We start from the raw sequence: 23,307 nt of genomic DNA on the forward strand, positions 1-23,307 counted from the left end.
TATGTCGTTACCCGAGGTGAGTGGCCGTCCGCACGCAGGTGCCGACGGCCGCTCACCGGCGGCTCGCGCCGTGGAGGCGGCGTGGCGCATCGAATGGCCGAAACTGGTGGCCGGACTCACCCGGCTGGTCGGTGATATCGCCACCGCCGAGGAGTTCGCACAGGACGCGCACCTGGCCGCCCTGGAACAGTGGCCGCGCGACGGGATTCCGCCGAATCCGGGTGGCTGGCTGATGCTCACCGCGAAACACCGTGCCATCGACCGGATCCGGCGTGACGCCACCTTCGCCCGGAAACTGCCGATGCTCGGGCACGACCTGCTCACCGAACACACCGGCGCGCAACCGGATACGGACGATATCGAGGACGACCTGCTGCGCATGGTGTTCACCGCCTGCCATCCGGTGCTGTCGCAGCCCGCTCGGGTGGCATTGACGTTGCGCATGGTCGGCGGACTCACGACCGACGAGATCGCCCGCGCCTATCTCGTGCCGGAAACCACGGTGGCCCAACGGATCGTGCGCGCCAAACGGACCATCGCCGAGAAGAATCTGCCCTACGAGGTTCCGTCGGGTCCGCAGCTGGCCGAGCGACTGGAGTCCGTGCTGGAGGTCGTCTATCTGATCTTCAACGAGGGGTATGCGGCCACCTCCGGCGAGAACTGGGTGCGCGCCGAACTGTGCGACGACGCATTGCGGTTGGCGCGGATCCTCACCGGGCTGATGCCGCTGGAACCGGAAGCGTTCGGCCTCGCGGCCCTGCTGGAATTGCAGGGCTCCCGCACCGGCGCGCGCAGTGACGCGACGAAACAGCTCGTGCTGCTTCCCGATCAGGACCGGAGCCGCTGGGATCAGCTGTCCATCCGCCGCGGCTTCGCCGCCCTCGGCCGGGCGCACAATCTGGCCGTGCGTCGCGGTGTCCCACCCGGTCGCTACGCCCTGCAGGGGGCCATCGCCGCCGCGCATGCCATGGCCGCCACCTCGGACGATACCGATTGGCGACGCATCGCCGGCCTGTATGCCGTTCTCGCCGAACGCTTTCCGTCGCCGGTCGTCGAGGTGAATCGCGCCGTCGCGGTGGCGATGGTGCACGGCCCCGCCGCGGGACTGGACCTCGCCGACGCGGTGGCCGCGACCGGCACGCTCGATTCCTATCACCTGCTGCACGCCGTCCGCGCCCACTTTCTCGCGCAGCTGGACCGCCCGGCCGACGCTCGCGCCGCCTATCTGCGCGCCGCCGATCTCACCGCCAATGCCGCCGAACAAGCGTTGTTGCGCGACCGTGCGGCCCGGCTGGATTAGGCCGAGTGTGGCCAGGGCACTTCGGCTTTCGGTGGCGCGGTCGTCCCCGCCGATACGTGTTGTTAGGGTGATGGGGTGAGTTCTCCGGAGGCATCCGAACGGTAGCCGCTCGGCCTGTGGGCCGGGCGGCGTTGTGAGTGGATTCCCGCCGATCGCTGAGCGACCGGTGCGGTTGGCGTATCTCGCAGCGCCGGATGATGCCGGTTTCGTTCCCTGGGCGCCGTAGGCGGCGCCCTGTCTCCTGGAGTACTTTCTCATGCCCCTTGTGGTTGTCGTGCTGGCTGTCGCGGTTTTCGCGCAGGGCACATCGGAGTTCATGGTGTCGGGACTGCTGCGGCAGATCGCCGACGATCTCGGCGTCTCGCTCGGCGCCGCCGGTTTGCTGACCTCGCTGTTCGCGGCCGGAATGGTGGTGGGAGCCCCGACGATGGCGATGGCGGCGGGCCGTGTGCCGGTCCGGTATTCGGCCACGGCGTTTCTCGGGTTGTTCTGTGTCGCACACGTGATCGGCGCTACCGCAACCGGTTTCGGGCCGTTGCTGGCGACGCGGGGTGTCGCGGCGATCGCCGATGCCGGGTTTCTCGCGGTGGCGCTGGCCGCGCTTCCGCGGCTGGTCGGTCCGGCGATGATCGGCCGCGCGACCGCCGTCGTGGTCTCCGGGGTGACGGTGGCCTGCATCGCCGGGGTGCCCGCGGGTACGGTGCTGGGACAGCTCTGGGGCTGGCGTTCGGCGTTCTGGGCTGTCGCTGTCCTCGGCGCGGTGGCGCTCGTGCCGGTGTGGGTGATGCTCGGCCGCCAGGTACGGGAGGGCGATGTGCCGAGTGGGCCCGCTCCGTCGATGCGGCGCGAATGGTCGGTGCTGAAGCAGTGGCCGGTCCGGATCGCCGTCGTGGCCGCAATCCTGGTCAACGCCGCGACCTTCGCCGCATTCACCTATCTGGGCACCATCACCGCCGCCGTCGCCGGAAATGGGTGGGTTCCCGTGGTGCTGGCCCTCTTCGGTGCCGGCTCGTTTCTCGGCGTGACGGTCATCGGTCGCTACAGCGACCGCCATCCGCGGCGGATCGTCCTCGTCGGAACGGCTCTGCTCGGGGGAGTCTGGCTGGTCGCCGCGGTGGCCGCGCACGCGCTGATCGGGGTGGTGGTCATGTCGGTGGTGGCGGGTGCGGTCGCGTTCGGCGTCGGTTCGACGCTGATCGCGACGATCGTGCGGACCGCGACACCGGCTGCTCCCCGCATCGCCGGCGCGTTGGCGACCACCGCGTTGAATATCGGCGCCGTGTTCGGCCCGGTCGCCGCCGGTCCGGTGGTCGACCTCAGCGGTCACCCGGCCACCGCGTTGTGGTGCAGCGCCGCCTTCACCGCCGCCGCGGTGGGTGTCGTCGTGCTGGATCGGCATCGGTCCGCCACGAGCCGGTCGAGCAGCGGAATCGCCGATCGCCCGGCAGTGCGGCGCGGCCGGTGAGGACGCGGCCGGCGGGGACCGGAGTTTGCCCGCAACCTGTTCCAACTACCCGAACAGCGATAATGGGCGCGGAAGTGTTCGGAACCGAGATGGTGGGAGAGACGACTGTGAAGCTGATCGGTGTGATCGGTGGCGGAACCATGGGTGCGGGAATCGCCGAGGTATGCGCGAAGGCCGGGAGCGAGGTTCTCGTACTGGAGACGACGCCGGAGTTCGCCGAGGCGGCGCACAAGCGGATCGAATCGTCGATCTCGCGGGGCGTGACGAAGGGCAAGATCACCCAGGACGAGGCCGACGCCGTGCTCGCCCGGGTGCGGGTGACCCTCGACATCGAGGAGTTCGCCGACCGCGACCTGGTCATCGAGGCCGCGCCGGAAATCGAATCGCTGAAGTATGAGATCTTCGGCAAGCTGGACAAGATCGTGAAGCCGACCGGCATCCTCGCCACCAACACCTCCTCGATCCCGGTGATCAAGGTGGCCGGTGCCACGCAGCGCCCCGAGCAGGTCGTCGGCCTGCACTTCTTCAACCCGGTGCCGGTAATGCCCCTGGTGGAGGTGATCTCGACGCTGGTCACCTCTCCGGAGACCGCCGCCGCCGTGACCGACTACGCGAAGAACACCCTGCACAAGACGACCGTGCAGGCCGGTGACCGCTCCGGATTCATCGTCAACGCGCTGCTGATCCCGTATCTGTGCCAGGCGGTGCGGATGCTGGAGTCGGGCTACGCCAGCGCCGAGGACATCGACGCCGCGATGAAGGGCGGCTGCGGTTACCCGATGGGCCCGCTCACCCTGCTCGACACCGTCGGCCTCGACGTCGCTCTCGCCGCCGCCGAATCGCTGTACGGCGAATTCGCCGAGCCGCACTACGCGCCCCCGGCGCTGCTGCGTCGCATGGTCGACGCGGGCCGCCTGGGCCGCAAGACCGGTCGTGGATTCTACGAGTACAGCTGATCGCGGCGCCCCGCGTTCCCGGACGGATATCGCCGTTCGCGCATCACCGGGAATGCGGGGCGGACCCGTCCTTCGGCGACCGCTCGCCGCGCCGGCGCACCGTCGAAACGGCTGACCATCACCGGGTTTCGCGCCGGCACCGGTCAGGTGTCGGGGTCTTCTTTCTGGTCGCGGGCGGGCCCGGGTCCGGCGAGTTTGCCGGAGGTCTCCGGTGGCGCGTCGACTGTGCGCTTGCCCTGGGTTTCCTGGTCGTCCTGTTCGGCGTCCGTGTGCGCGTCGGTGTGCTCGGGGTGGTTCATGCCGTGCGCGTACCCGTTCGGCGGCTGTCGAATCGCCGGCACGCCTGCTCGGTGGTGGTCCCGGCGGAAACCGGCACGTGCGTCGGACGGACCGTCAAGTTACTAACAGTTCTTACCCGCCGTCACATGTCGCGCAGGGTGTGCCCACGAACTGCGCATAGGCCAGGGCGGCGGTCTATGCCGCCATCGGCGATTCACCTCCAATTCCACTGTCGTGGAGACCTTTCCAGTTTCGGATGTTCGGATCTCGATGCCGGCCAATTCGCGCCAATCCGGCGACACCCGGCCAGCGAGAGTGATAAGTTATCTATCATTCTCTCAACTACGACACCGCTCGCGCGGATGTCGCGGCAAAGCTGCCGAGTGATTCGGAGGTGTCACCGTGTCTCCGTATACACGCTGGAAATCCCTCGCGGCCGCCGGTCTGGTGGCGGTGACGTACGGCCTGGCGCAGCTCGGCGGGAGCCCGCCCGCGCATGCGATGCCCGCCTGTCCCGGCCTGTATGTGCTCGCCGTACCCGGCACCTGGGAAACCTCCGACGACGACCCGCGCACAGGGATGCTCGCGGCGAGTGTGGACGCACTCCCGGGCGACGTCGGTGTCGGCTATGTCGCCTACACCGCGACGGCGTTCCCGTGGGAGGGCGAGGTGTACGGCCGCTCCAAGCGCGAAGCCGTCGACAAGGCCCGCGCCGCGGTCGCCGCGGTGGCACAGTCGTGCGCCACGACCCGCATCGCGATCCTCGGCTACAGCCAGGGCGCCGACGCCGCGGGTGACCTCGCGGCCGAGATCGGCACCGGCCACGGTGTAGTGGCGCCCGACCGAATCGCGTTGGTGGGCTTGGTATCCGATCCCCGCCGCGCACCCACCGACACGCTGATCGGCCCGCCGGTCGCCGGTGCCGGCGCGGGCGGACCGCGCCCCGGCGGGTTCGGCCTGCTCGCTGCGCGCACCTACACGTTCTGTGCCGCCGGAGACCTGTACTGCGCGATGCCCGACGGAGACTTCGCGGGCCGCATCGCGGGATTCTTCGTGGAGATCTCGAACCCCGATCCGGCGCTGTTCGACCGGTACTCCCGGGACGCGACCGAGCTTCTCGATTCGGCGCTGGCCGCGGGAGGTCTCGGGTTGCTGGCCGGTCAGCTCGACGCGAGCGCCGTGGACGAGCGCAAGGCCCAGATCGCGGAGTTCGTGAATTCCGGTGTCCACCAGAGCTATCCGTTCTACATCATCGGGCCGGGCGGTGAGACGGCCCTGTCCTGGCTGCGCCGGCAACTGGTGGATCTGATAGGCAAGTGAGGTGGGTATGCGGGAAACGGCCGATCGTGGCGCGGTGGCGATCGTCGGTGCGGACGGGCCGCTCGGAAGTGTGATCGACCGCGTCTGTGAGCAGCAATCGGTGGCGGTGGTCGGCCGGGTGACCCGCAGAGGCTGGGTGATCGACGGGCCGCCCACCGTGGTCATCGATGTCGGCTCGGCCGAAAACCTCTGGGACAGTGCCGAATTCTGTCAGCGATGGGGCAGCGCCCTGCTGTACTGCGCGGCGAACCGGGATCCCGACGGCTTCACCCGGTTGCGCGAGTTGAGTACCGCCGTGCCGGTGGGGCTGGTCACGACCCTCTCCCGGCCGCAGCCGCGGCTCGAGTTGGTGGCCGCGCAATTGCTCGGTGTCGCCGGGGAACTCGCGTCGGCGGCCCCCGGCTGGTATCCGATGGCGGATCGGTTCCGCGACGCGAACTAGTCTGCGGGCGCGACGCGTTCGGTTTCCAGCTGCCGCCGCAGCAACTTCCCGGTCGCGTTGCGCGGCAGTTCGTCGACGAAGACGACATCGCGCGGAACCTTGTGGCGAGCGAGATTCGCTTTGACGTAGTCGCGGATCTCCTCGGCGTCGACAGCAGCCCCAGCGGTGCGAACCACGAAGGCGCGCAGCCGCTTTCCGAAATCGCGGTCGTCCACCCCGACCACCGCGGCCTCCGCGACGTCGGCCCGGTTCACCAGGAGGTTCTCGACCTCCAGCGGGTAGACGTTCTCACCGCCGGAGACGATCATGTCGTCGTCGCGGCCGTCGACGAACAACCGGCCGTCGGCGTCGAAATGCCCGACGTCGCCGCTACACAACAACCCGTCCACGATCTCCTTGTGCTGCCCGTCGGTGTATCCGGTGAAGCTGAGGCCACTGGAGACGAAGATCGTGCCCACCACGCCGGGGCTGGTCACCGGATTGCGGTCGGAGTCGTAGATCGCGACCCGGCATCCGACCGGGGGACGGCCGACCGTACCCGGCGCCTCGCGCATGTCCTGCGGAGTCGCCACCGCCGCCACCGCGACCTCGGTGGAGGCGTACAGGTTGTAGAGCACCTCGCCGAAAACGTCCGCGGTGCGGCGGCTCAGATCCGGTGAGATGGACGAGCCGGCGGCGAAGATCACCTCCAGCGACGACGTGTCGTACTGCCGCAACACCGATTCGTCGAGATCGACGATGCGCTGCAACATCGTCGGCACCAGCACGAGGGTCGCGGCGCGGTATCGCGCCACCGCGGCGAGCGTGCGAGCCGGATCGAATTTGCGCTGCCGGAAGACGATTCGATTGCCCAGCGCCCAGCCCAGCGTGCACTGGGACAGTCCGGTGCCGTGGAAGATCGGGGCGGCCATCACCATCGTCTTCTCGCGCGGCAGCGGGATCCGGTCGAGGAACTGCGCCGACTGCAGTGGGGAAACCTTGTCTCGCGGAGCGCCTTTCGGAGTTCCGGTGGTGCCGCTGGTGAGAATCACGAGTCCGCCGGGGCGCGGGGGCGGCGCCACGGGGTCGGTGGAGTGCGGCTCGGCCTGCGCGTAGATGGTGGTGATGCCGGCGGTGCCCTCGTCGTCCCAGGTGAGCAGCCGGGGGATGTCGGCGGGGACGGCGCGGGCACGGTCGGCGAATTCGCTGTCCAGCAGCAGCGCGTCGACCTTCTCGCGAGCGGCGACCTCGGCGAGCTGCGGGCCGGCGGATCCGGTATTGAGCAGCACCACGCGGGCACCCAGCTTGCCCGCGGCCAGCAGGCTCAGAACCATGCCGCGGTGATCGCGGCACAACACGGCGAGGACGGATCCCGGCCCGAAACCATGGGCGGCGAGCCCGCGGGTGAGTGCGTTGGATTCGCGGTCGAGCTCGTCGAAGGTGAGGGTGCCGCGTTCGTCGACCAGCGCCGGCGCGGTCGGAGTGCGGCGCGCGGCGTGGGCGAGCACCGTGACGAACGGGCCGTAGACTCCCGCGTCGCGCGCGGTCCGGACGATATCGAGCGGATGCCACGGGTCGAACATGCCGCGCCGACGCAACACCGATGCCGCGGCGAACGCGTCACCGACGGACCGGACCAGCTCGCCCGCAGAACTCGACAGCACCACACAGACCTCGATCCACCTCGGCCGGCGAGCCCTTCGGTATCGCTTCGCCGGATCACTGTCAGAATACATATTCACATATTTGGTGGTGTGCCGTTCGGTGAAGCATTGCTGCCGACACCCAAGTGGTGAGAAGATGATACATCGAACACCTCATTGACCCTCGGAGTGATACCCATGAATCGAGCCGCCCGAACCGTTGCCGCGGCCCCCGCGCCGGACGCCGGACTCGCCCGCCGGCGGCAGTACATGGCCGGCCCCGCGGCATTGCTGGGCGGCCCGGCGAATGTCGTGATGCAGCTCGGTCTGCCGCCCGTCGGTCGCGGAGTCGTCGAAAGTACCGTGGAAAGCGGTCAATACGCACGGCATCCGCGTAAGCGTGGCCGCACGACGCTGACCTATCTGGCGGTGGCGATGCTCGGGACCGAGGAGGACCGCGTCGCCTACCGTGCCGCCGTCGATACCTCGCATCGGCAGGTGCGGTCGCGCCCCGGCAGCCCGGTCCGCTACAACGCCTTCGATCCGCAACTTCAACTCTGGGTGGCCGCCTGTATCTATCGCGGCGTGGATGATTCGACCAGGCTCTTCTATGGCAGAATTGACGATAACTTAGCTGACGAGTTCTATCGTGAGTCCGCGCGTTTCGGCACGACTTTGCAGATGCCGGAGCGGCTGTGGCCGGCGGATCGGGCAGCATTCGACGAGTACTGGAACGCCAAGTTGGGCGAGATCTCGTTCGACGACGAGGTTCGCCGCTATCTGCTGGACCAGGTCATCGGCCTGGGGCCGTACAGCCGCGCCCAGCGAATCGCCTTCGCCCGGGTCAATCGCTTCTTCACCACCGGATTCCTCCCCCAGCAGTTCCGCGACGCACTGGGCCTCGGATGGGGCCCGCGCCGGCAGCGCACCTTCGAGATCGTGATGCGAACGATCGGAACGGTGCTGAAGCGCCTGCCCGAACACTGGCGCAGCTACCCGTTCGACGGGTATATCGACGATATGCGGCGGCGACAGGCACTCGGAAAGTCGTTGGTGTAAACGGCGGTCAGCTCGCTTTCCGCTCCTCGCCGACGAGGGATACCGTGGATGTCATGCCTTTCCGCGTATACACGACAGCGAGTGGGCCGGACCATGAACAGTCTTTCCCCGACCCGGAGGACAATTTCAAGTTCCTCGAGGGGGGAGTGCTGGCGGTGTACACCGCGACGAAGTACACGTATTACGCCCCCGGCTTCTGGACCCACCTCGAGGAACACAAACCCTGATCGTTTCCGGTCGACGACTCGGGGGTCGGCCTCAGCGTCCAGGGGCGCCGCGACGCTACGAGGTCAGCGCGGTGCGCAGTTTGGTGAGGAATCGGCTCATGTGCGGGTCGGATTCGGGGAGGGCGTCGGAATCGATCTCCCACCAGCGGCCGGCGGCGAATTCTCGTGGGTCGAGGGTGAAGGGGTGGTCGCGGTGGCCGCGGATCACGTACCAGAGGGAGACGTCGCGGTGGGGGTGAGTTCCGACGGTTCGGGTGCTGGTGAGGAACAGGGGGCTTTCGCCGACGACGGTGAAATCGGCATCCGCTCCGAGCTCTTCGGCGGCTTCTCGTCGGGCGGTGTGCAGAGGGTCTTCCCCCGGGTCGACGTGACCGCCCATGGGCAGGTGTAGTCCGGACTTGCGGTGGGCGCCCAGCAGTACGACGCGGGCATCCGGATCGACGACCACCACATACGACACCAGGTGCTGTGGCGGCGTGGCCGGAGGTTCCCGGCGGAAGATGTCGTCGGTGCCGGCGAGCCAGGACAATGTCTCCCGGATGTGCTCCTGCTCGAGGGTGTCCAGCGGGGTGATCGCTGCGACGATGTCCGCGACGACCGCGGTGGCGGGGTGCATGGGCCGACGATAGCGCCGGGTACCGACAATCGATCCGGACTACCACGGGGCTATTGCGGGTGGGTGAGGCGCAGTTGCGCGATCAGCGCCTTGTGATCGGCGCCGGGCAGGCGGACCGTGTAGACGGTGTCCGCGTGGCCGTCGGCGACCAGGATGTGGTCGATGCCGACCAGCGGTGGCCAGCGCTTGTCGGTGGGATAGGTGACGAGGTGGCCGGCGCCCTCCTGTTCGGCCGCGTCGTGGAACCGGCCCGAGAGCATCGCGCGGAATTGGGCATGGTCGAAGGTCGCGTTGAAATCGCCACCTACGATCACCGGCCGATCCGCGGGCGAACGGTCGAGAATGGCTCGTAGCCGGGATAATTCGTCGGCCCACAGGTGTGTTCCGGAGATCGGGGGCACCGGGTGGAAGGCATAGACGCCGACCGGTCCGACCCCCGGGACGGTGGCGGTCGCGCAGAGCTGGTTCAGGACGAATCCGTCGTATTCGACAGTGTCCGAGAGGGGATAGGCGCTCCAGATTCCGGTACCGGTGGCGGTGCGCCCGGGCGACAGATATCGATGCGGCAGCAACCGGTCCAGGCCCACGTCCTCGAGGGCGTGCACCGCGGCCGGAGTCAGTTCCTCGACGGTCAGAATGCCGACCTTGCGTTCGCGCACCTGCTCGATCAGCGCGTGCGGATCGGCGCCGTCGAAGAGCAGATTGGCCTGCATCACCGTCACCGGTGTGCCGTGATCGCCGGGGGAGCGGCCGACATACAGCGGCGCCTGCGTCCAGATCGCCACGCCCACAACGGCAATGGCCACCGCGACCCCGGCCCACCGCTTCGCGGCGGCGAACAGCGCCACCCCGACAACGGCGGCACACATCAGATACGGCGCGCCCGCCGTTGCCAGAACCAGCCACCGTGACTCGGTCCGATTGAAGTGCAGCGCCACACCGCCGGCGCCCACCAGGGTCGCGGCCACGGCGAGCGATTCGAGCGTGATCCGCCCCCACGCCGCCTTCACGCGCCCCACCTCCGCATCCCGAATCCGGCGATCGTCAGCCGCACGGCTTCGCAGGGGGAACGGCACAGGACTCCCATCGGTCGATCGGCTCGCGGACGTGGTGAGTGTATGCACGCGGCACCATCGCCCGACCGCCCACCCAGCGGGAGTATTCGCCGGATTCGTCCGGAGAGTGGTCACACTCTTGCCATTCTGAGCGGATATCTCGCCGGAGTGGAGGTGGGCGAATGGACGAGCCGGGTGCCGAGGCGCCGCGACTGCGCGAACTCGGTGCGGACCCGGACGCCGTGTTGCGGCTGATCCGATATTTCGACGGTTTCGACGAATCCGACACCAACGCGGATACGGTGGTCCGCGCCGCGGCGTTGCTGGCCGAATGCCCGGTGGCCGCGAGCTGGCCGTCCGGCACGGTGATCCGCTACGACGCGGCGGGTCGTCCGTTGCCGACGGTGATGCCGCCGGCGGAGACGACCGGCGAGCCGGCCGTATGGCTGGAGCGGACCGGCGCCGCGCATGCCCTCGATGGCGTCCTGGTGGATCGGCTGCGGCACTGTCTGCGGGTGGTGGCGGTGCGCGGTTCGGCGGCGGGGCCGACGGGTCTGGACGACCCCGCGCTGCTCGAGGTCGTGCTGTCGGAGAAGCAACGCCGCGAGGATCGGGTGCGGGCCATGCGCCTGCTCGGGATCGATCCGGCGCAGCCGATGCGGGTGCTCGCCGTGTCGGGACCCGGTGCGGCGGGAGCGGTCCGGATCATCGCGGCCCGGGGCCGAGTGGTGCGTTCGGCCGTGATCGGCGCGACCACCGCCGTGCTGATCCAGGACCGGGAAACCTGCCGGGAGCTGTCGGATGTGCTGAATTCCGCTGTGGTACAGGAATTTCCGGCATCGCGCCGGGGTGCGGGCGGGCCATGGGTGGGGATGGGGGAGCGGCTGCCGGCCTACGCGGCCGCCACGTCGTGGGAGCAGGCGCTGCGGGCGTTGCGTTTCGCCTCCTCGACCTGGCACGGGCGCCGGGTGGTCGCCTACGAGCGACTCGGATCGCTGGCCTTGCTCGGCGAGCTGCCCGTGCAGCGACTGCTGCGCACCTCGGATGTGTTGCGGGTCAACGAATTCGCCGCCACGGAGGCCGGTGCGCTCGCCGTCGACACGCTCGAGGCGTTCTGCGTCTTCGGATCGCTGCGGCGCACCGCCGCGGAACTGCATCTGCATCACAGCACCGTGGCCGCGCGCATCGCGCAGGTCGAGGCGGTGATGGGCTGGGATGTCGACGAGGCGCTCGACCGCTTCATGGCCACGCTCGCACTGATGGTGCGGCGCATCGCGCTGTCCTCGGCCGAACTCGCCGCGGATCCGGGAGCAGCCGGGCGCGCCGATCCGACGGGTGTCGGATGAATCCGGCCCTTCCGGCGACACGCGGCGGGTGATCCGGATCACTCGACTCGGTCATGATCGGCAGCGACAGAAGGAGTTTCGACATGGCAGTCATCGATCCGAACCGCACCTGGGCCCCGCTGGAAGAGCGGCTCGCCATCACCACGAACGCACGGCACCGGCAGGTGCTCGAGATCGTCATCGAACATATGAAGGCCGAGGCGAAGCCGGATCTGGACGGCCTCATGCGGACGCTGGTGCCCGAACCGGCCTACCACTTCTGGAACGGCGGACAGGATGTCGGCCGAAGGGATGGGACGGCGTGCACACCTACTATTCGGATTTCGTCGCGAGCCGCAGCAATATCCTCGAATACGCCCTCGACCGATTGGTCGTCGACGATCACTGTGTGGTGACCGAGGGCTTCCTGAAACAGATCTATCCGGGCGCATATGCCGCACAGATCGGCATTCCCGTCGACGACACCGCGGCCGACTATCTGGTCGTATTCCGGCAATTGCTGTTGTGGCCCGTCGACGCGGAGGGCCGGATCGTCGGTGAGGACTCCTATCACTCCGGACCGGTGGAGATCCGCAAATTGAGTGTCGACGAATTGCCCGGCGAATACGTCGAACTCGTGCACTCGAAGGCGTGAGAACGGCCAGACTCGGCTGATGGAAGGCGATACGGAAATGACCGAACTATCCCCTGCGACCGCGGATGTGCGCCGGGCGGATGTCGCGACCCTGCTGCTCGACCGGCTCGGTGACGAGCGGCTCGGACTGCGCGCCCGTGATCGGGATTGGACCTGGGACGCGGTGGTCCGGGAATCGGCCGCCCGTGCGGATCTGGCGCACTCGCTGCGCCGCGAGGGGCCCTTCCATATCGGGGTCCTGCTGGACAATGTTCCCGACTTCGTCTTCTGGCTGGGGGCGGCGGCCTTGGCGGGTGCCACGGTCGCCGGCCTGAATCCCACTCGCGGTGACGCTCAGCTGGCGGCGGACATCCGATATGTCGACTGCCAGCTGATCGTCACCGACGCGGCCGGGATGGCGCGCCTGCGCGACCTGGATCTCGACCTTCCCGACGACCGGTACCTGCTGGTCGACGCCCCCGGCTATGCCGCGCTCGTCGAATCCCATCGGGTCGAACCGGCGGCCGCCGGCGGCGGCCCGGACGCGCTGATGCTGTTGCTGTTCACCTCCGGCACCACCGGAACCTCGAAAGCGGTGAAATGCAGTCAGCGCCGCCTGGCGATGGTCGCGTACGCGGCGCGGGACAAATACGGTCATGTGCGCGACGATGTCGACTACTGCTGTATGCCGCTGTTCCACGGCAATGCCATCATGGCGTTGTGGGCGCCGGCACTGACGGTCGGCGCGACGGTTTGCCTGACACCGAAATTCTCTGCCTCCCAATTTCTTCCGGACATCCGCTATTTCGGCGCGACCTTCTTCACCTATGTCGGCAAGGCGCTGGGATATCTGCTCGCCACACCCGAAACACCGCGCGACGGTGACAACGACCTGGTGCGCGGTTTCGGCACCGAGGCTTCGGTGGCCGATCAGGCGGAATTCCGGCGTCGCTTCGGCGCCGAATTGTTCGAGGGTTACGGTTCCAGCGAGGGCGCGACCCTGGCGGCGCTGGATCCGAACGCCCCACCCGCGGCCCTCGGCCGTCCCGCGCACGCCGGCGTCACGGTGGTGAATCCGGATACCCTGCGCGAATGTGCGCGCGCCGAACTCGACGAGTTCGGCCGCGTCCGCAATTCCGACGAGGCGATCGGCGAGATGATCGACAAGGCCGGCGCGCTGGCCTTCGAGGGCTACTACAAGAACGACGCCGCCGATGCCGAACGCATTCGCAACGGCTGGTACTGGACCGGAGACCTCGGCTACATCGATACCGAAGGTTTCCTGTATTTCGCAGGGCGCAAGGGAGATTGGATTCGCGTCGACGGGGAGAACACCTCCGCCCTGATGATCGAACAGGTCCTGCGCCGCCACCATGCGGTCATCGCCGCGGCCGCGTTCGGCGTCCCCGACCCGCGATCCGGTGACCAGGTGATGGCCGCCGTGGAGGTCGCCGACCCGGACTCGTTCGATGTGCGCGAATTCGCCGAATTCCTCACCGCGCAGCGGGATCTCGGTACGAAGGGTACGCCGCGACTGCTTCGGGTGTCGGCGAATCTGCCGGTCACCGGCTCCAACAAGGTGCTCAAACGCCAACTCCAGGAGCAGGCGTGGCGCACCGAGGAGGCCGTCTATCGCTGGATCGGACGCGGCGAACCCGAATACGAACCCATGACTGCGGCGGACAAGCAGGCATGGGAGGCCGAATTCGCGACCTACGGCCGGGAGCGCCTGTTGTAACCGCACGCCACGGTGCGCCGGGTCGTGTTCACCCGGGCGGATCCACCGCGGCGGTGCGGGACGGGATATTCGGCGGTCGGATGAGCCGTAGGGGATGACGCCCGGGAATCGCCCGATACGGGTGAGGAAACTTCGGCGCACATTCCCTACTCTCCCGGGTAGCTGCGCGATTACTGTGGCAGGTGCGGCACCCTCGGAAATGCGGTTCACGGTCGAAAGGGGTTCTGATGAACGGCATTGTGGTTGCGCTCATCGGGGCTCTGCTCTGCTTCTACGGAATCAGATCGGTCCACCTGGGCATCCTGGCGATCGGTTTCGGCATCGGGTGGCTGATCGCGGATCTGTTCAACCCGTCGTTCCTGTGGTTGCTCCTGGCCGGATTGATCGGCGCGCTCTCCGCGTGGGTAGTGACGTCGCTGATCTTCCGTTTCGCGTCGTATGTCATCGGCGGGCTGACCGGCGCGATGGTCGGCGCCAAGCTGGCATCGGTGCTGCAACCGGGAGACAAGAACTGGGCGCTCAGCATGATCGTGATCCTGGCGGTCGCAGTCGCCGGCGGCTTCCTCGCCGACCGCTTCCGGGCCCGGGCACTGCTCTGGCTGACTTCGATCGGCGGCGCGAGCATGGTGCTGAGCGGCGTCGGTCGTATGAACGATCACCTGTCGTTCCTGCGGGCGCCGGATTCCACGTGGGAGCAGATCTTCTCGGCGCTGGCCTGGATCGCGCTCTCGGCGGCGGGCTGGATCGTGCAACGCCATCTGTTCGCCGAGAAACTCGGTATCGACCATCTCGCCGGACGGGACAAGCACGGCGGCGGCGGCGCCGTCGCCACCGGGCACTGATACCGGCATGGCGGTCACCTCATCCGATTCGGGTGAGGTGGGCCGGCCTCACCTGCGGCAGAGTCGTCGGGAACCCCCGCTCGGAAGGAGTCGGAGATGACAACCTCGTCGCAGCACCGCGCGCCGGCCAACAGCCACCCCGTGCGGCAGGGTTTCGCCGCCGGGACCTCGATCGGCGCCGCGGTCCTGCTCGTCACGGTCGGCATTCTGTCTATCCTGCAAGGGATTTCGGCCGTGGCCGACGACACCCTGTTCGTGGCCGGGCCCGATTACGTCTACAAGGTCGACCTGACCACGTGGGGCTGGGTCCACATCGGACTCGGGATCGTGCTCGTGCTGTGCGCGCTGGGTCTGATGGCCGGAACCGCGTGGGGTCGCGGTGCGGCGATCGGCATCGCGGCGCTGTCGATCATCGCGAATTTCCTCTGGTTGCCGTGGTATCCCTGGTGGTCGCTGATCGTGATCGCCCTCGACGTCGTGGTCATCTGGGCCGTCGCCACCTGGCGCCCGCAGATGTGATGCGGACATGGGTGCTGTCCTCGGTGATCTGCTGCCCCTGGCGGTCGGTGTCGCGATCTCACCGATACCGATCGTGGCCGCCATCCTGATCATTCTCTCGGCGAACGCCGCCCACGCGGGAACCGGCTTCGCGATCGGCTGGGTGCTCGGAATCGTCGGCGTCACAACGATTTTCGTGGTGCTGTCCGGAACGCTGTCGGATTCGCAGGACAAGCATTCGTCGACGGTGACCGCGTGGGTGAAGATCGTGCTGGGCGTCGTGCTGCTGGGATTGGCCGCGATGCAGTGGCGGTCGCGCTCCGACACCGGTGTACCCGGGTGGATGCGCGCGATCGACACGTTGAGCGCGGTGGGCGCGGTTGGCCTGGGGGCGCTGCTCTCGGCAGTGAATCCGAAGAATCTGCTGCTGTGCGTCTCGGCCGGGGTGGCCATCGGCACCAGTGGGATCGGTGGCGGGCAGGAGGTGATCGCCGTGCTGGTGTTCACGGTGATCGCGGCCGCCAGTGTGCTGGTGGTGGTGATCGGATATCTGGTGGCCGCCGAACGGCTGCGGGAACCGCTCGATCGCGCCCGGCGGTGGTTGCAGGCGAACAATCACGTCGTGATGGCGATCGTGCTGCTGGTGATGGGCGCCGTCGTCCTGGGAAAGGGAATCGGCGGACTGTGACCGGTCAGCGCCGGCCGCGGTGGGTGAACAGGCCCACGATCCAGCCGACGACGAACATGATCAACAGCACCAGCCACAGTGGCGAACTGATGGTCACGGTGAGGATGTTGATGTCGACGCGATGATGATTCTGCGCGACGAAGATGACGGCCAGAATCGCCAGCACGATCGCCACCCACTGCCGCGGCGAGATGCGCGACAGCAGGGAAGGTTTAGCGGCCCGATCCATGGTCTCCTCCTGTGGCTCGCTCGTCGGTGACACGGGCATCGCCGACCGGCAGCGCCGAATGCCGTCCAACCGATGATCCGTCGGGCGAGCCGTGCCCACTTCACCCGTCTCGGGTGAGGTCGTCACCCCACCGAGCTGGGAATGTCGCGGGCGAGTCGACACAACCAGCCTTCGTGCAGATTGGGGTGCGTGCTATGACCGGCCAGGGCGACGTTTCCGGGAGCGTGCGGACACAGAACGAGGAGGCGACCCGGGCCCTGCCCTTCGGGGACGATCAGGATTTCGCGGACGCGCGACGTGGATTCATCGCGGCGCTGGAACCCGGCGTGGTCGAGAATGCGGCCGGCGATGTGGTGTGGGACAGCGACGGTTACGCCTTCCTCGACGGGGAATGCCCGCCCACCGTGCATCCCAGCCTGTGGCGGCAGTCGAAATTGTGTGCCATCCAAGGGTTGTTCGAGGTGACCGAGGGGATTTATCAGATTCGCGGGCTCGATCTGTCGAATATGACCGTGGTCGAGGGCGATACCGGCGTGATCGTGATCGATCCGCTGATCTCCCGGGAAACCGCCGCGGCGGGACTCGCGCTGTATCGCACCCACCGCGGTGACCGGCCGGTGACCGGGGTGATCTATTCGCATTCACATATCGACCATTTCGGCGGCGTGAAAGGTGTGACCACGCCGGAGGATGTCGCGGCGGGCCGCTGCCCGATTCTCGCGCCCGCCGGATTCGTCGAACATGCCGTCGAGGAGAACGTCTACGCCGGCACCGCCATGGCCCGCCGCGCCGCCTACATGTACGGCGCCGCCCTGGGGCGGGGGCCGCAGGGCGCGGTCGGCGCCGGATTGGGGCCGACGACCTCGACCGGAACCCCGACCCTCATCACGTCCACGACCGACATCACCCACACCGGGCAGACGGAGATCGTCGACGGTGTGCGCATCGAATTCCAGATGACTCCGGGCACCGAGGCGCCGTCGGAGATGAATTTCTATTTTCCCGACCGGCGCGCACTGTGTATGGCGGAGAACGCGACGCACACCCTGCACAATCTGCTGACACTTCGCGGCGCCCTGGTGCGCGACCCGCATGTGTGGTCGAAATATCTGACCGAATCGATCAATCGTTATGCCGCACAGGCGGATGTGCTGTTCGCCTCGCACCACTGGCCCACCTGGGGAACCGAGAATCTCACGGAATTCCTCGCGCTGCAACGCGATCTGTACGGGTATCTGCACGACCAGACGGTGCGCGCGCTGAACAAGGGCGCCGTCGGCATCGAAATCGCCGAGACCATCGAACTGCCACCGGCCCTCGCCGCGGCCTGGCACACGCACGGCTATTACGGTTCGGTCAGCCACAATGTGAAGGCGATCTATCAGCGCTACATGGGCTGGTTCGAAGGGAACCCGGCCACCCTGTGGGAGCATCCGCCCACCGAATCGGCGAAGCGGCACGTCGACTTCATGGGCGGCGCCGAGCAGGTGCTGAAGAAGGCGCGCGACTCGTTCGCCGCCGGCGATTTCCGGTGGGTGGCACAGGTTCTCAACTACGTGATATTCGCCGACCCCGGCAGTCGCGAGGCGCGGGCGCTGCAGGCCGACACCTTCGAACAACTCGGCTACGGTTCGGAGAACGGCACCTGGCGCAACTTCTTCCTGATGGGCGCCTACGAGTTGCGCAACGGATCCGTCGGCACGCCGACCGCCACGGACGCACCCGATATCGCCGCGGCGCTCACGGTGGAACAGCTCTTCGACGCCATCGCGCTCCGGATCGACGGTCCCAAGGCCTGGTCGGCCGATATCACCATCGACTGGACGATTTCCGACCTGGATCTCGTGCATCGCACCCAGCTGCGCAACGGCGTCCTCGTCCACTACGACGTGAGCGCCGGTATGCCCGCTCCGGACGTCACGTTCACCCTGTCCGACGGCGATCTGCACGCGGCGCTGCTCGGCGCGAAGGATATGCAGCAGCTGATCGCCGACGGCGCGGTCACCGTCGACGGCGATGTGTCGAAGCTGATCGAACTGGTCGGCTACCTGGACGCGCCCGACCCCGACTTCGCGATCGTGACGCCTTAGCGGGCGTCGGAGACTGCCGCCGTCACCGGCCGGTCACAGCTGTTCCAGATCGCGAGTCGCCGGCCCCTCCAACAGTTTTCCGTCGTGGGTGAAGCGCGAGCCGTGCAGCGGGCAATCCCACGAACGCTCGGCGTCGTTCCAGTTCAGGATGCCGTACAGGTGTGGGCAGATCGGCGAGACGGTCGAGGTGGTGCCGTCGACGGTGCAGACCCCGACGGGGCGGATGCCGCGACGCTCCACCCGGCCCTCGCCCTCGGCGGGGGTGCCACCGCCACCGAACGCCGCGCTCAGCCAGCCGGTCGTCAGATGCCGTGCGACTTGGATATTCATCGACGCGGCCTTCGCCAGACCGGTCACTTCGCTGCCGCGCCAGGTGCGATACGCCTGCGCCCACGGCTGATGGCCGCCCAGTGCGATGCCGGCCAGCGCGAGACCCGCCGCCACCGCGTTGGTCATCCCCCATTTCGCGTAGCCGGTGGCGACGAGAATGTGATCGCTGCCCGGAAGCAGCGGCCCGACGTAGGGCAGTTGGTCGATGGCCGAATAGTCCTGGGCCGACCAGCGATGGGTCAGCTCGGCATCGGGGAAGTGCGTGCGCGTCCAGTTGTACATGTCCGCGACGTGGGCCATCGCCGATCGGGTTCGGCCCACCACATGCCCGCTGCCGCCGACGAGCAGCAGATCCTCGCCGCCGTGCGGGGCGTAGCGCAGTGACCGGGTGGGCTGGTCGGCGGACAGATACATGTCGCGCGGGAATTCGCCGGGCACCCGGAACGCGGCCGCGTAGGAGCGGTGGGGCTCGAGCCGCGCGAAGTATCCGCCGCGGTCGAGAATCGGTGTGCCGGTGGCCAATACGACGGTCTTCGCGCGGATATCGCCGCGGTCGGTCGACACCGTATCGCCGTGGACGGCGTGGACGCGGGTGCGTTCGAAGATCGTCGCACCGTGGCGGCAGGCCTGCAGGGTCAACCCCTCGAGGACGTCCATCGGGTCGAACTGCGCCTGCTCCGCCAGGCGCACGGCGCCGTGGGTGTGGAACGGCAGCGCGGTCTCCTCGGACCACGCGACGTCGAGTCCGGCCTGTTCGCAGGCACGAAATTCCTTGCGCACCAAGTCGGTTGCGTCCTCGGTGCCGGCGTAGGTGACCGCGTCCGCGTGCTGGGTGGCGATGTCGTTCTCGGCGCAGAACCGCAGGAGCCATTGCTGGCCCTCCAGGTTCGCGTCGACGTATTTGCGCACCGTGCTCGCCGAATGCTTCGCGGTGATCGCCGAGAGGTGCGTGCCCTGCAGCATGCTGAGCTTGCCGGTGGTGTTGCCGGTCGTGACCGCGCCGATCGTGCGGCCCTCGAGCACAGCGACCGTGCGCCCGGCGCGGGCGAAGAGCAGGGCGGTCACCAGGCCGGTGAGCCCGGCGCCGACGACGACGCAGTCGTACTCCCCGTCGGGTTCCGGGGTCACCGGGACCGAGACGGGCGCTCGATCGAGCCACAGAGATGTCACCGAACCAGCCTCCTGTCGTTGCGCGTGTTCCGCCTCGTCACCGCAGGTTGCCCTCTTTGTCCGGCGGTTCCGTCCGGCCCGACCGGTGATTGTGGATCGTGCGGTACAGCAGCACCGCGGCGACCAGGACGACCAAGCCGACGATCACCAGTAGCTCCATATCGAGCCCTTACCCTGGATGGTCGCCTTCAACCCCGTGTCCTCGGATCCGCCGCAGCGACAGCGCCAGGCGCGGGCACAGGCTCACCGCATCCCGGGCGGCGGCGGCCGACTCGCCGTCGAGGACCGGGTCCCGGTGGTTGCGGGTGAGCGGAAAGCCCCAGTCGTCGCGAGCGATGGCATGGGGGAGCAATTCGCTGCACAGGCCGCGGCCGTCGCAGCGAGTCCAGTCGATGTGCAGGCGCCACGCGGGGCGGTCGGGTGCGGTCACCGGGCGGCTCCCTGGGAACGGGCACGGCAGGAACCGTGCCGGTGTCGGTCGATTTCCCCGGCGAAGACGGTCAGGGCGGAACGCGCCAGCCGCGCGGTCCCGTCGGGGTGGTGGCAGGCGCCGCGGCCGTCGACCAGATCGGCGATGCGGGCGATGTCCTGCGGCCGGGCGGGCCCGCCCGCCGCAAGATCGCCGACGGTGCGGGCCAGCTGCGGTAAGCCGTTGCGGCACGGACCGCACTGCCCGGCGCTCTGGGCGGCGAGGTAAGCGGTGAAATCGGCGGTGACCCGCAGCCCGCACTCGTCGTGGCGGAGGACACGCACGACGCCGGCGCCGGGTGTCGCGTGCCAGTGCCGCAACGCTGTCCGGGACAACGCCGCGCCGGTAAGGGCGGCGCCGGGCAGCCAGGCGCCGTGGTATCCGCCGACCAGAACCGCTTGGACCTCGGCCGGATCGGTGCGTCCGAACCGCTGGATCACCTCGGTGAGAGCGGTGCCGAGTGGAATCTCGACGACACCGGCGGCGGTGGTTCCGGACAGGGTGACCAGCATGGTGCCGGGTTCGTCGGGGGTTCCGGCGGCACGGAACCACGACGGCCCGAATCGGGCCAGCAGCGCCAGATGGGCGAGGGTCTCCACGTTCTGCACCAGTGCCGGGCGGCCGTTCAGCCCGGAGCGGGAGGTGCTGACCGGCTTGTCTCGCGGGATCGGCGCGCGACCGGCCAGTCGCTCGAGGACCGCGCTCTTCTCCCCGGCCAGGAAGGTGTCGGCGGCGGGCGTGAGATCCACCCGCCTCGTGTCGTAGCCCGTGGACTGCCGCTCGGCGAGGGCGTGACGAATCGGGTCGAGCAGCCGTTGCGGGGCGTACAGGTGGCAGCGCTGCGCCCCCACGGCGGCGGCCGCCACGGACAGGCCGTCGAGTACGAGATGCGGTGCGCGCCAAAGCAATACGGCATCCTTGTCGCTGTCGGGTTCACCTTCGGCGCCGTTGGCGACCACGATCGCGCGTCGTCCACCAGCCACGGCGGCGAGCTTGCGCGCCACCGGGAAGCCCGCGCCTCCGCGACCGGTGAGACCCGCGGCCGACACCACGTCGATGAACTCGCGTCCGACGGCGCGTGCGGGGCCGTATCGCGCCACGTGCGCGGAGAGCTCGGGTCCGGTGGCCGCCAGCAGCCGGTCGGTGCCCGTCGGGGCGGGTGGAGTCGTGGGGGTTCCGGTCAGTGTCGTCGTCATCGCCGGCTCCTCTCGGGGGCTGTGCTGAATTCGGTGAAGCCGCGGCTGAACCGCCAGACGCCGGCGGTGGCGACGGCGAGGATGCACCCGCCGACGAGGGTGAGCAGCCAGACCCGGTCGACGTCACTTCCCGCCCCGAGCGTGTGGATCAGAGCCACCGGCCACAGGGCGTAGACCGACCAGTGCACCAGGCGAAAGAGGCGGGGGCCCAGGCGATGTCGCAACAGGGCGGTGGTCACGACCACCGCCAGCAGGTCGACGGCCAGGGTGCCGAAACCCACCCACAGCGGCCGATAGCCGCCGGTGAACGGCACCACGACGGTCAGCAGCCGCAACTGGGCGTACGGATCGAAGAACAGGGTCAGCACATGCAGGGCGACGAACGCCGTCGCCGCCAGTGCCGCGCCGCGGTGGAATTCGGCCAGCCCCGCGCGGGGGAGGACTATGGCCCGCCCCGAGCGGGCGGCGATTCCGGCGACGGCCGCGACGGTCAGCAAGATCAGTGCCGTGATGCCGCTGCCCCGGCCGAACGCCCACAGTGCCTGGTCGAACGCGGAGTTGCTCATCATCGAATTCCTTCCGGCTCGTCGGGCCAGCCGCCGAGGGTGAGCACCCGCCCGTCCCGGTCGACCAGCCGGGCCGGGAGCCCGGCGGACCGCAGCCACGGCAGTGCCGCGCGGCCACGCACCACGGCGGCGGTGGCCGCGGCATTGGCCGCGAGGCAGGATTCAGCGGCCACCGACACCGTGCGCCAGACGGGGTCCGCGGCGCATCCGGTGCGGGGGTCGAGAATGTGATGCAGCGAGCCTCCCCCGCGAATCCAGCGGCGCCGCACCGTACTCGAGGTGGCGATCGCCGCGCCCGCGGGCAAGCGGACGAGGGCGGCCGGCTGGGTCGCACCGTCCTGGACGAGTACCTGCCAGTGCTTGCCGGGTGCGGGTCCGGCGGTGGCGATGTCGCCGCCCAGGCTCACCAGGGCACCGCAGCCGAGCTCGTCGGCGACCGTGCGCGCACAGCGGTCGGCGGCCAGGGCCTTCGCCGTCGCACCGAAGTCGAGGCGCATGCCGGCGGGCAGCGTCACCGCACGCGGGGATCGGATCACCTGCGACCAGTCGGGGCGCGGGGTGACGCGCAGCGCGACGACCGCCGGTCCGGTGGTGATCTGCGTGAAATCGCGGTCGTAGCCGAGGTTTTCGAGGTCGGCGCCGATCGTCGGATCGACGTCGCCGTCGGTGTCGCGGGCGACGGTCAGGGCCGCGTCGAGATATTCGTCGAACAAAGCGCTGACCCTGACCGGGCGGCCGGGTGCCAGCGTGCTGATTTCGGAATCGGCGCGAAACCGGTTGCAGGCGTGGTCGACCCGATCCAGGTGGGCGTCGACGAGGCGGCGCGCGTCGGCCAGCGCGGCCGGGTCGGTGACGACGAGGCGGGCGGTGGTGCTCCACAGCTCCCATTCGGCCGCGGCCGTCTCCGCCGCGGGTACCGAGGTCATGAGCCGCTCGAGTGTGCGTGTGCGGTGCCCTGGCCGGGGCTCAGCTGGGGAACGCTGCCCGAGGTGCCGGACGACTGATCGGTGTTGCCGGTGCCGGTGTTGTTGCTGCCGGTGTTGTCGGTGACGGTGGTGCCGGTCGTCGCGGCGGGCTGGTTGTCGGCGTACGCGACGACCGCCGCCGTCGTGGTGCCGACGGCGCCGACGGCTACGAGTATCCCGGCCGCGGTCCGGCCCAGGCGGCGGTTCGGATGTGACGTTCCCATAT

At 68.6% G+C, this 23,307-nt stretch carries 25 protein-coding genes and 1 pseudogene; 14 read left to right on the forward strand and 12 right to left on the reverse strand.

From position 1 onward, the window contains the following. The first annotated feature begins 1 nt into the window (after position 1). The 3 genes from AC5592_RS12725 to AC5592_RS12735 all read left to right on the forward strand — a co-directional run bounded on the left by AC5592_RS12725 (position 2) and on the right by AC5592_RS12735 (position 3,721). The gene (locus tag AC5592_RS12725; protein ID WP_063064288.1) at positions 2–1,300 is read left to right on the forward strand and encodes an RNA polymerase sigma factor; all 1,299 of its coding nucleotides are present in this window, start codon (positions 2–4) and stop codon (positions 1,298–1,300) included. A 256-nt stretch (positions 1,301–1,556) separates the two neighbouring features. Next, a complete protein-coding gene (locus AC5592_RS12730; RefSeq protein WP_063920295.1) occupies positions 1,557–2,765 on the forward strand; it encodes a Cmx/CmrA family chloramphenicol efflux MFS transporter in 1,209 nt (402 codons plus the stop codon). Between the two features lie 107 nt (positions 2,766–2,872). Then, on the forward strand, positions 2,873–3,721 hold the full coding sequence (locus tag AC5592_RS12735; RefSeq protein WP_036510909.1) for a 3-hydroxybutyryl-CoA dehydrogenase: 849 nt from the start codon (positions 2,873–2,875) through the stop codon (positions 3,719–3,721). A gap of 143 nt (positions 3,722–3,864) precedes the next feature. Here the strand turns inward: AC5592_RS12735 and AC5592_RS12740 are convergent, their stop codons facing one another. Beyond that, positions 3,865–4,020 (reverse strand): hypothetical protein, encoded by a 156-nt coding sequence (locus AC5592_RS12740; protein ID WP_157121802.1) that lies wholly within the window; start codon positions 4,018–4,020, stop codon positions 3,865–3,867. Positions 4,021–4,402: 382 nt separating this feature from the next. Between AC5592_RS12740 and AC5592_RS12745 the strand changes: the two genes are divergently transcribed. Beyond that, positions 4,403–5,320, forward strand: a complete 918-nt coding sequence (locus tag AC5592_RS12745) for a cutinase family protein (protein WP_036510698.1) — start codon at positions 4,403–4,405, stop codon at positions 5,318–5,320. A gap of 7 nt (positions 5,321–5,327) precedes the next feature. Next, positions 5,328–5,762, forward strand: a complete 435-nt coding sequence (locus AC5592_RS12750; protein ID WP_157121804.1) for a hypothetical protein — start codon at positions 5,328–5,330, stop codon at positions 5,760–5,762. On the opposite strand, the gene AC5592_RS12755 is transcribed toward AC5592_RS12750, so the two are convergent. Then, entirely contained in the window at positions 5,759–7,405 is a 1,647-nt protein-coding gene (locus tag AC5592_RS12755) for an acyl-CoA synthetase (RefSeq protein WP_232329332.1), read from the reverse strand. The genes AC5592_RS12750 and AC5592_RS12755 overlap by 4 nt on opposite strands. A 177-nt stretch (positions 7,406–7,582) precedes the next feature. Between AC5592_RS12755 and AC5592_RS12760 the strand changes: the two genes are divergently transcribed. Further along, the gene (locus AC5592_RS12760) at positions 7,583–8,443 is read left to right on the forward strand and encodes an oxygenase MpaB family protein (protein ID WP_084506612.1); all 861 of its coding nucleotides are present in this window, start codon (positions 7,583–7,585) and stop codon (positions 8,441–8,443) included. A 53-nt stretch (positions 8,444–8,496) separates the two neighbouring features. Then, entirely contained in the window at positions 8,497–8,670 is a 174-nt protein-coding gene (locus tag AC5592_RS12765) for a hypothetical protein (protein ID WP_157104199.1), read from the forward strand. A 55-nt stretch (positions 8,671–8,725) separates the two neighbouring features. Here AC5592_RS12765 and AC5592_RS12770 read toward each other — a convergent pair whose 3' ends face one another. After that, complete coding sequence (locus AC5592_RS12770) at positions 8,726–9,286, reverse strand: NUDIX hydrolase (protein ID WP_036510707.1); 561 nt, start codon at positions 9,284–9,286, stop codon at positions 8,726–8,728. A 50-nt stretch (positions 9,287–9,336) separates the two neighbouring features. After that, the gene (locus tag AC5592_RS12775; RefSeq protein WP_063920302.1) at positions 9,337–10,296 is read right to left on the reverse strand and encodes an endonuclease/exonuclease/phosphatase family protein; all 960 of its coding nucleotides are present in this window, start codon (positions 10,294–10,296) and stop codon (positions 9,337–9,339) included. 227 nt (positions 10,297–10,523) lie between these two features. Here AC5592_RS12775 and AC5592_RS12780 point away from each other — a divergent pair, with 227 nt between their 5' ends. The 6 genes and pseudogenes from AC5592_RS12780 (at position 10,524) to AC5592_RS12805 (ending at position 16,066) form a co-directional block, all read left to right on the forward strand. Beyond that, positions 10,524–11,687: a PucR family transcriptional regulator gene (locus AC5592_RS12780; RefSeq protein WP_063064289.1), complete on the forward strand. Its 1,164-nt coding sequence runs from the start codon at positions 10,524–10,526 to the stop codon at positions 11,685–11,687. A gap of 83 nt (positions 11,688–11,770) precedes the next feature. Next, a pseudogene (locus AC5592_RS12785) lies at positions 11,771–12,321 on the forward strand (nuclear transport factor 2 family protein). Positions 12,322–12,358: 37 nt separating this feature from the next. Then, a complete protein-coding gene (gene casI, locus AC5592_RS12790) occupies positions 12,359–14,038 on the forward strand; it encodes a steroid-22-oyl-CoA synthetase (protein WP_063064388.1) in 1,680 nt (559 codons plus the stop codon). A gap of 227 nt (positions 14,039–14,265) precedes the next feature. Beyond that, positions 14,266–14,880: a DUF4203 domain-containing protein gene (locus AC5592_RS12795; RefSeq protein WP_063064290.1), complete on the forward strand. Its 615-nt coding sequence runs from the start codon at positions 14,266–14,268 to the stop codon at positions 14,878–14,880. A 96-nt stretch (positions 14,881–14,976) separates the two neighbouring features. After that, the gene (locus AC5592_RS12800) at positions 14,977–15,399 is read left to right on the forward strand and encodes a DUF7144 family membrane protein (protein WP_063064291.1); all 423 of its coding nucleotides are present in this window, start codon (positions 14,977–14,979) and stop codon (positions 15,397–15,399) included. A gap of 7 nt (positions 15,400–15,406) precedes the next feature. Next, positions 15,407–16,066: a GAP family protein gene (locus tag AC5592_RS12805; protein WP_063064292.1), complete on the forward strand. Its 660-nt coding sequence runs from the start codon at positions 15,407–15,409 to the stop codon at positions 16,064–16,066. A 4-nt stretch (positions 16,067–16,070) separates the two neighbouring features. Here the strand turns inward: AC5592_RS12805 and AC5592_RS12810 are convergent, their stop codons facing one another. Next, positions 16,071–16,295 (reverse strand): lipopolysaccharide assembly protein LapA domain-containing protein, encoded by a 225-nt coding sequence (locus AC5592_RS12810; RefSeq protein ID WP_051025629.1) that lies wholly within the window; start codon positions 16,293–16,295, stop codon positions 16,071–16,073. Positions 16,296–16,489: 194 nt separating this feature from the next. Between AC5592_RS12810 and AC5592_RS12815 the strand changes: the two genes are divergently transcribed. Beyond that, the gene (locus tag AC5592_RS12815; protein WP_084506615.1) at positions 16,490–18,385 is read left to right on the forward strand and encodes an alkyl/aryl-sulfatase; all 1,896 of its coding nucleotides are present in this window, start codon (positions 16,490–16,492) and stop codon (positions 18,383–18,385) included. A gap of 33 nt (positions 18,386–18,418) precedes the next feature. Here AC5592_RS12815 and AC5592_RS12820 read toward each other — a convergent pair whose 3' ends face one another. From AC5592_RS12820 to AC5592_RS12850, 7 genes are read right to left on the reverse strand one after another with little or no spacing between them, the layout of a single operon-like run. After that, complete coding sequence (locus AC5592_RS12820; RefSeq protein WP_063064293.1) at positions 18,419–19,885, reverse strand: FAD-dependent oxidoreductase; 1,467 nt, start codon at positions 19,883–19,885, stop codon at positions 18,419–18,421. Positions 19,886–19,922: 37 nt separating this feature from the next. Beyond that, entirely contained in the window at positions 19,923–20,045 is a 123-nt protein-coding gene (locus tag AC5592_RS12825; protein ID WP_262985082.1) for a hypothetical protein, read from the reverse strand. A 9-nt stretch (positions 20,046–20,054) separates the two neighbouring features. After that, positions 20,055–20,315 carry a ferredoxin gene (locus AC5592_RS12830; protein ID WP_063064294.1) on the reverse strand — a complete coding sequence of 87 codons (261 nt, stop codon included), beginning with the start codon at positions 20,313–20,315 and terminating at the stop codon, positions 20,055–20,057. After that, positions 20,312–21,550: an NADH-ubiquinone oxidoreductase-F iron-sulfur binding region domain-containing protein gene (locus AC5592_RS12835; protein WP_084506617.1), complete on the reverse strand. Its 1,239-nt coding sequence runs from the start codon at positions 21,548–21,550 to the stop codon at positions 20,312–20,314. The genes AC5592_RS12830 and AC5592_RS12835 overlap by 4 nt, the downstream gene beginning before the upstream one ends. After that, positions 21,547–22,119 carry a ferric reductase-like transmembrane domain-containing protein gene (locus tag AC5592_RS12840; RefSeq protein WP_063064295.1) on the reverse strand — a complete coding sequence of 191 codons (573 nt, stop codon included), beginning with the start codon at positions 22,117–22,119 and terminating at the stop codon, positions 21,547–21,549. The genes AC5592_RS12835 and AC5592_RS12840 overlap by 4 nt, the downstream gene beginning before the upstream one ends. Then, a complete protein-coding gene (locus AC5592_RS12845; protein ID WP_063064296.1) occupies positions 22,116–23,042 on the reverse strand; it encodes an FAD:protein FMN transferase in 927 nt (308 codons plus the stop codon). The genes AC5592_RS12840 and AC5592_RS12845 overlap by 4 nt, the downstream gene beginning before the upstream one ends. Next, positions 23,039–23,305 carry a hypothetical protein gene (locus tag AC5592_RS12850; protein ID WP_157121806.1) on the reverse strand — a complete coding sequence of 89 codons (267 nt, stop codon included), beginning with the start codon at positions 23,303–23,305 and terminating at the stop codon, positions 23,039–23,041. Before AC5592_RS12850 ends, AC5592_RS12845 begins: the two co-directional genes overlap by 4 nt. Positions 23,306–23,307 lie beyond the last annotated feature (2 nt).

Source organism: Nocardia violaceofusca NBRC 14427 (assembly GCF_963869435.1).
Classification (GTDB): Bacteria; Actinomycetota; Actinomycetes; order Mycobacteriales; family Mycobacteriaceae; genus Nocardia; species Nocardia aobensis.

Coding starts and splice junctions, on each gene's coding strand:
- AC5592_RS12765 (WP_157104199.1), top strand. CDS start 8,497: ATGCCTTTCCGCGTATACACGACAGCGAGTGGGCCGGACCATGAACAG.
- AC5592_RS12730 (WP_063920295.1), top strand. CDS start 1,557: ATGCCCCTTGTGGTTGTCGTGCTGGCTGTCGCGGTTTTCGCGCAGGGC.
- AC5592_RS12840 (WP_063064295.1), bottom strand. CDS start 22,119: ATGATGAGCAACTCCGCGTTCGACCAGGCACTGTGGGCGTTCGGCCGG.
- AC5592_RS12740 (WP_157121802.1), bottom strand. CDS start 4,020: ATGAACCACCCCGAGCACACCGACGCGCACACGGACGCCGAACAGGAC.
- AC5592_RS12825 (WP_262985082.1), bottom strand. CDS start 20,045: ATGGAGCTACTGGTGATCGTCGGCTTGGTCGTCCTGGTCGCCGCGGTG.
- AC5592_RS12795 (WP_063064290.1), top strand. CDS start 14,266: ATGAACGGCATTGTGGTTGCGCTCATCGGGGCTCTGCTCTGCTTCTAC.
- AC5592_RS12770 (WP_036510707.1), bottom strand. CDS start 9,286: ATGCACCCCGCCACCGCGGTCGTCGCGGACATCGTCGCAGCGATCACC.
- AC5592_RS12850 (WP_157121806.1), bottom strand. CDS start 23,305: ATGGGAACGTCACATCCGAACCGCCGCCTGGGCCGGACCGCGGCCGGG.
- AC5592_RS12800 (WP_063064291.1), top strand. CDS start 14,977: ATGACAACCTCGTCGCAGCACCGCGCGCCGGCCAACAGCCACCCCGTG.
- AC5592_RS12845 (WP_063064296.1), bottom strand. CDS start 23,042: ATGACCTCGGTACCCGCGGCGGAGACGGCCGCGGCCGAATGGGAGCTG.
- AC5592_RS12780 (WP_063064289.1), top strand. CDS start 10,524: ATGGACGAGCCGGGTGCCGAGGCGCCGCGACTGCGCGAACTCGGTGCG.
- AC5592_RS12815 (WP_084506615.1), top strand. CDS start 16,490: ATGACCGGCCAGGGCGACGTTTCCGGGAGCGTGCGGACACAGAACGAG.
- casI (WP_063064388.1), top strand. CDS start 12,359: ATGACCGAACTATCCCCTGCGACCGCGGATGTGCGCCGGGCGGATGTC.
- AC5592_RS12805 (WP_063064292.1), top strand. CDS start 15,407: ATGGGTGCTGTCCTCGGTGATCTGCTGCCCCTGGCGGTCGGTGTCGCG.
- AC5592_RS12750 (WP_157121804.1), top strand. CDS start 5,328: ATGCGGGAAACGGCCGATCGTGGCGCGGTGGCGATCGTCGGTGCGGAC.
- AC5592_RS12760 (WP_084506612.1), top strand. CDS start 7,583: ATGAATCGAGCCGCCCGAACCGTTGCCGCGGCCCCCGCGCCGGACGCC.
- AC5592_RS12725 (WP_063064288.1), top strand. CDS start 2: ATGTCGTTACCCGAGGTGAGTGGCCGTCCGCACGCAGGTGCCGACGGC.
- AC5592_RS12835 (WP_084506617.1), bottom strand. CDS start 21,550: ATGACGACGACACTGACCGGAACCCCCACGACTCCACCCGCCCCGACG.
- AC5592_RS12810 (WP_051025629.1), bottom strand. CDS start 16,295: ATGGATCGGGCCGCTAAACCTTCCCTGCTGTCGCGCATCTCGCCGCGG.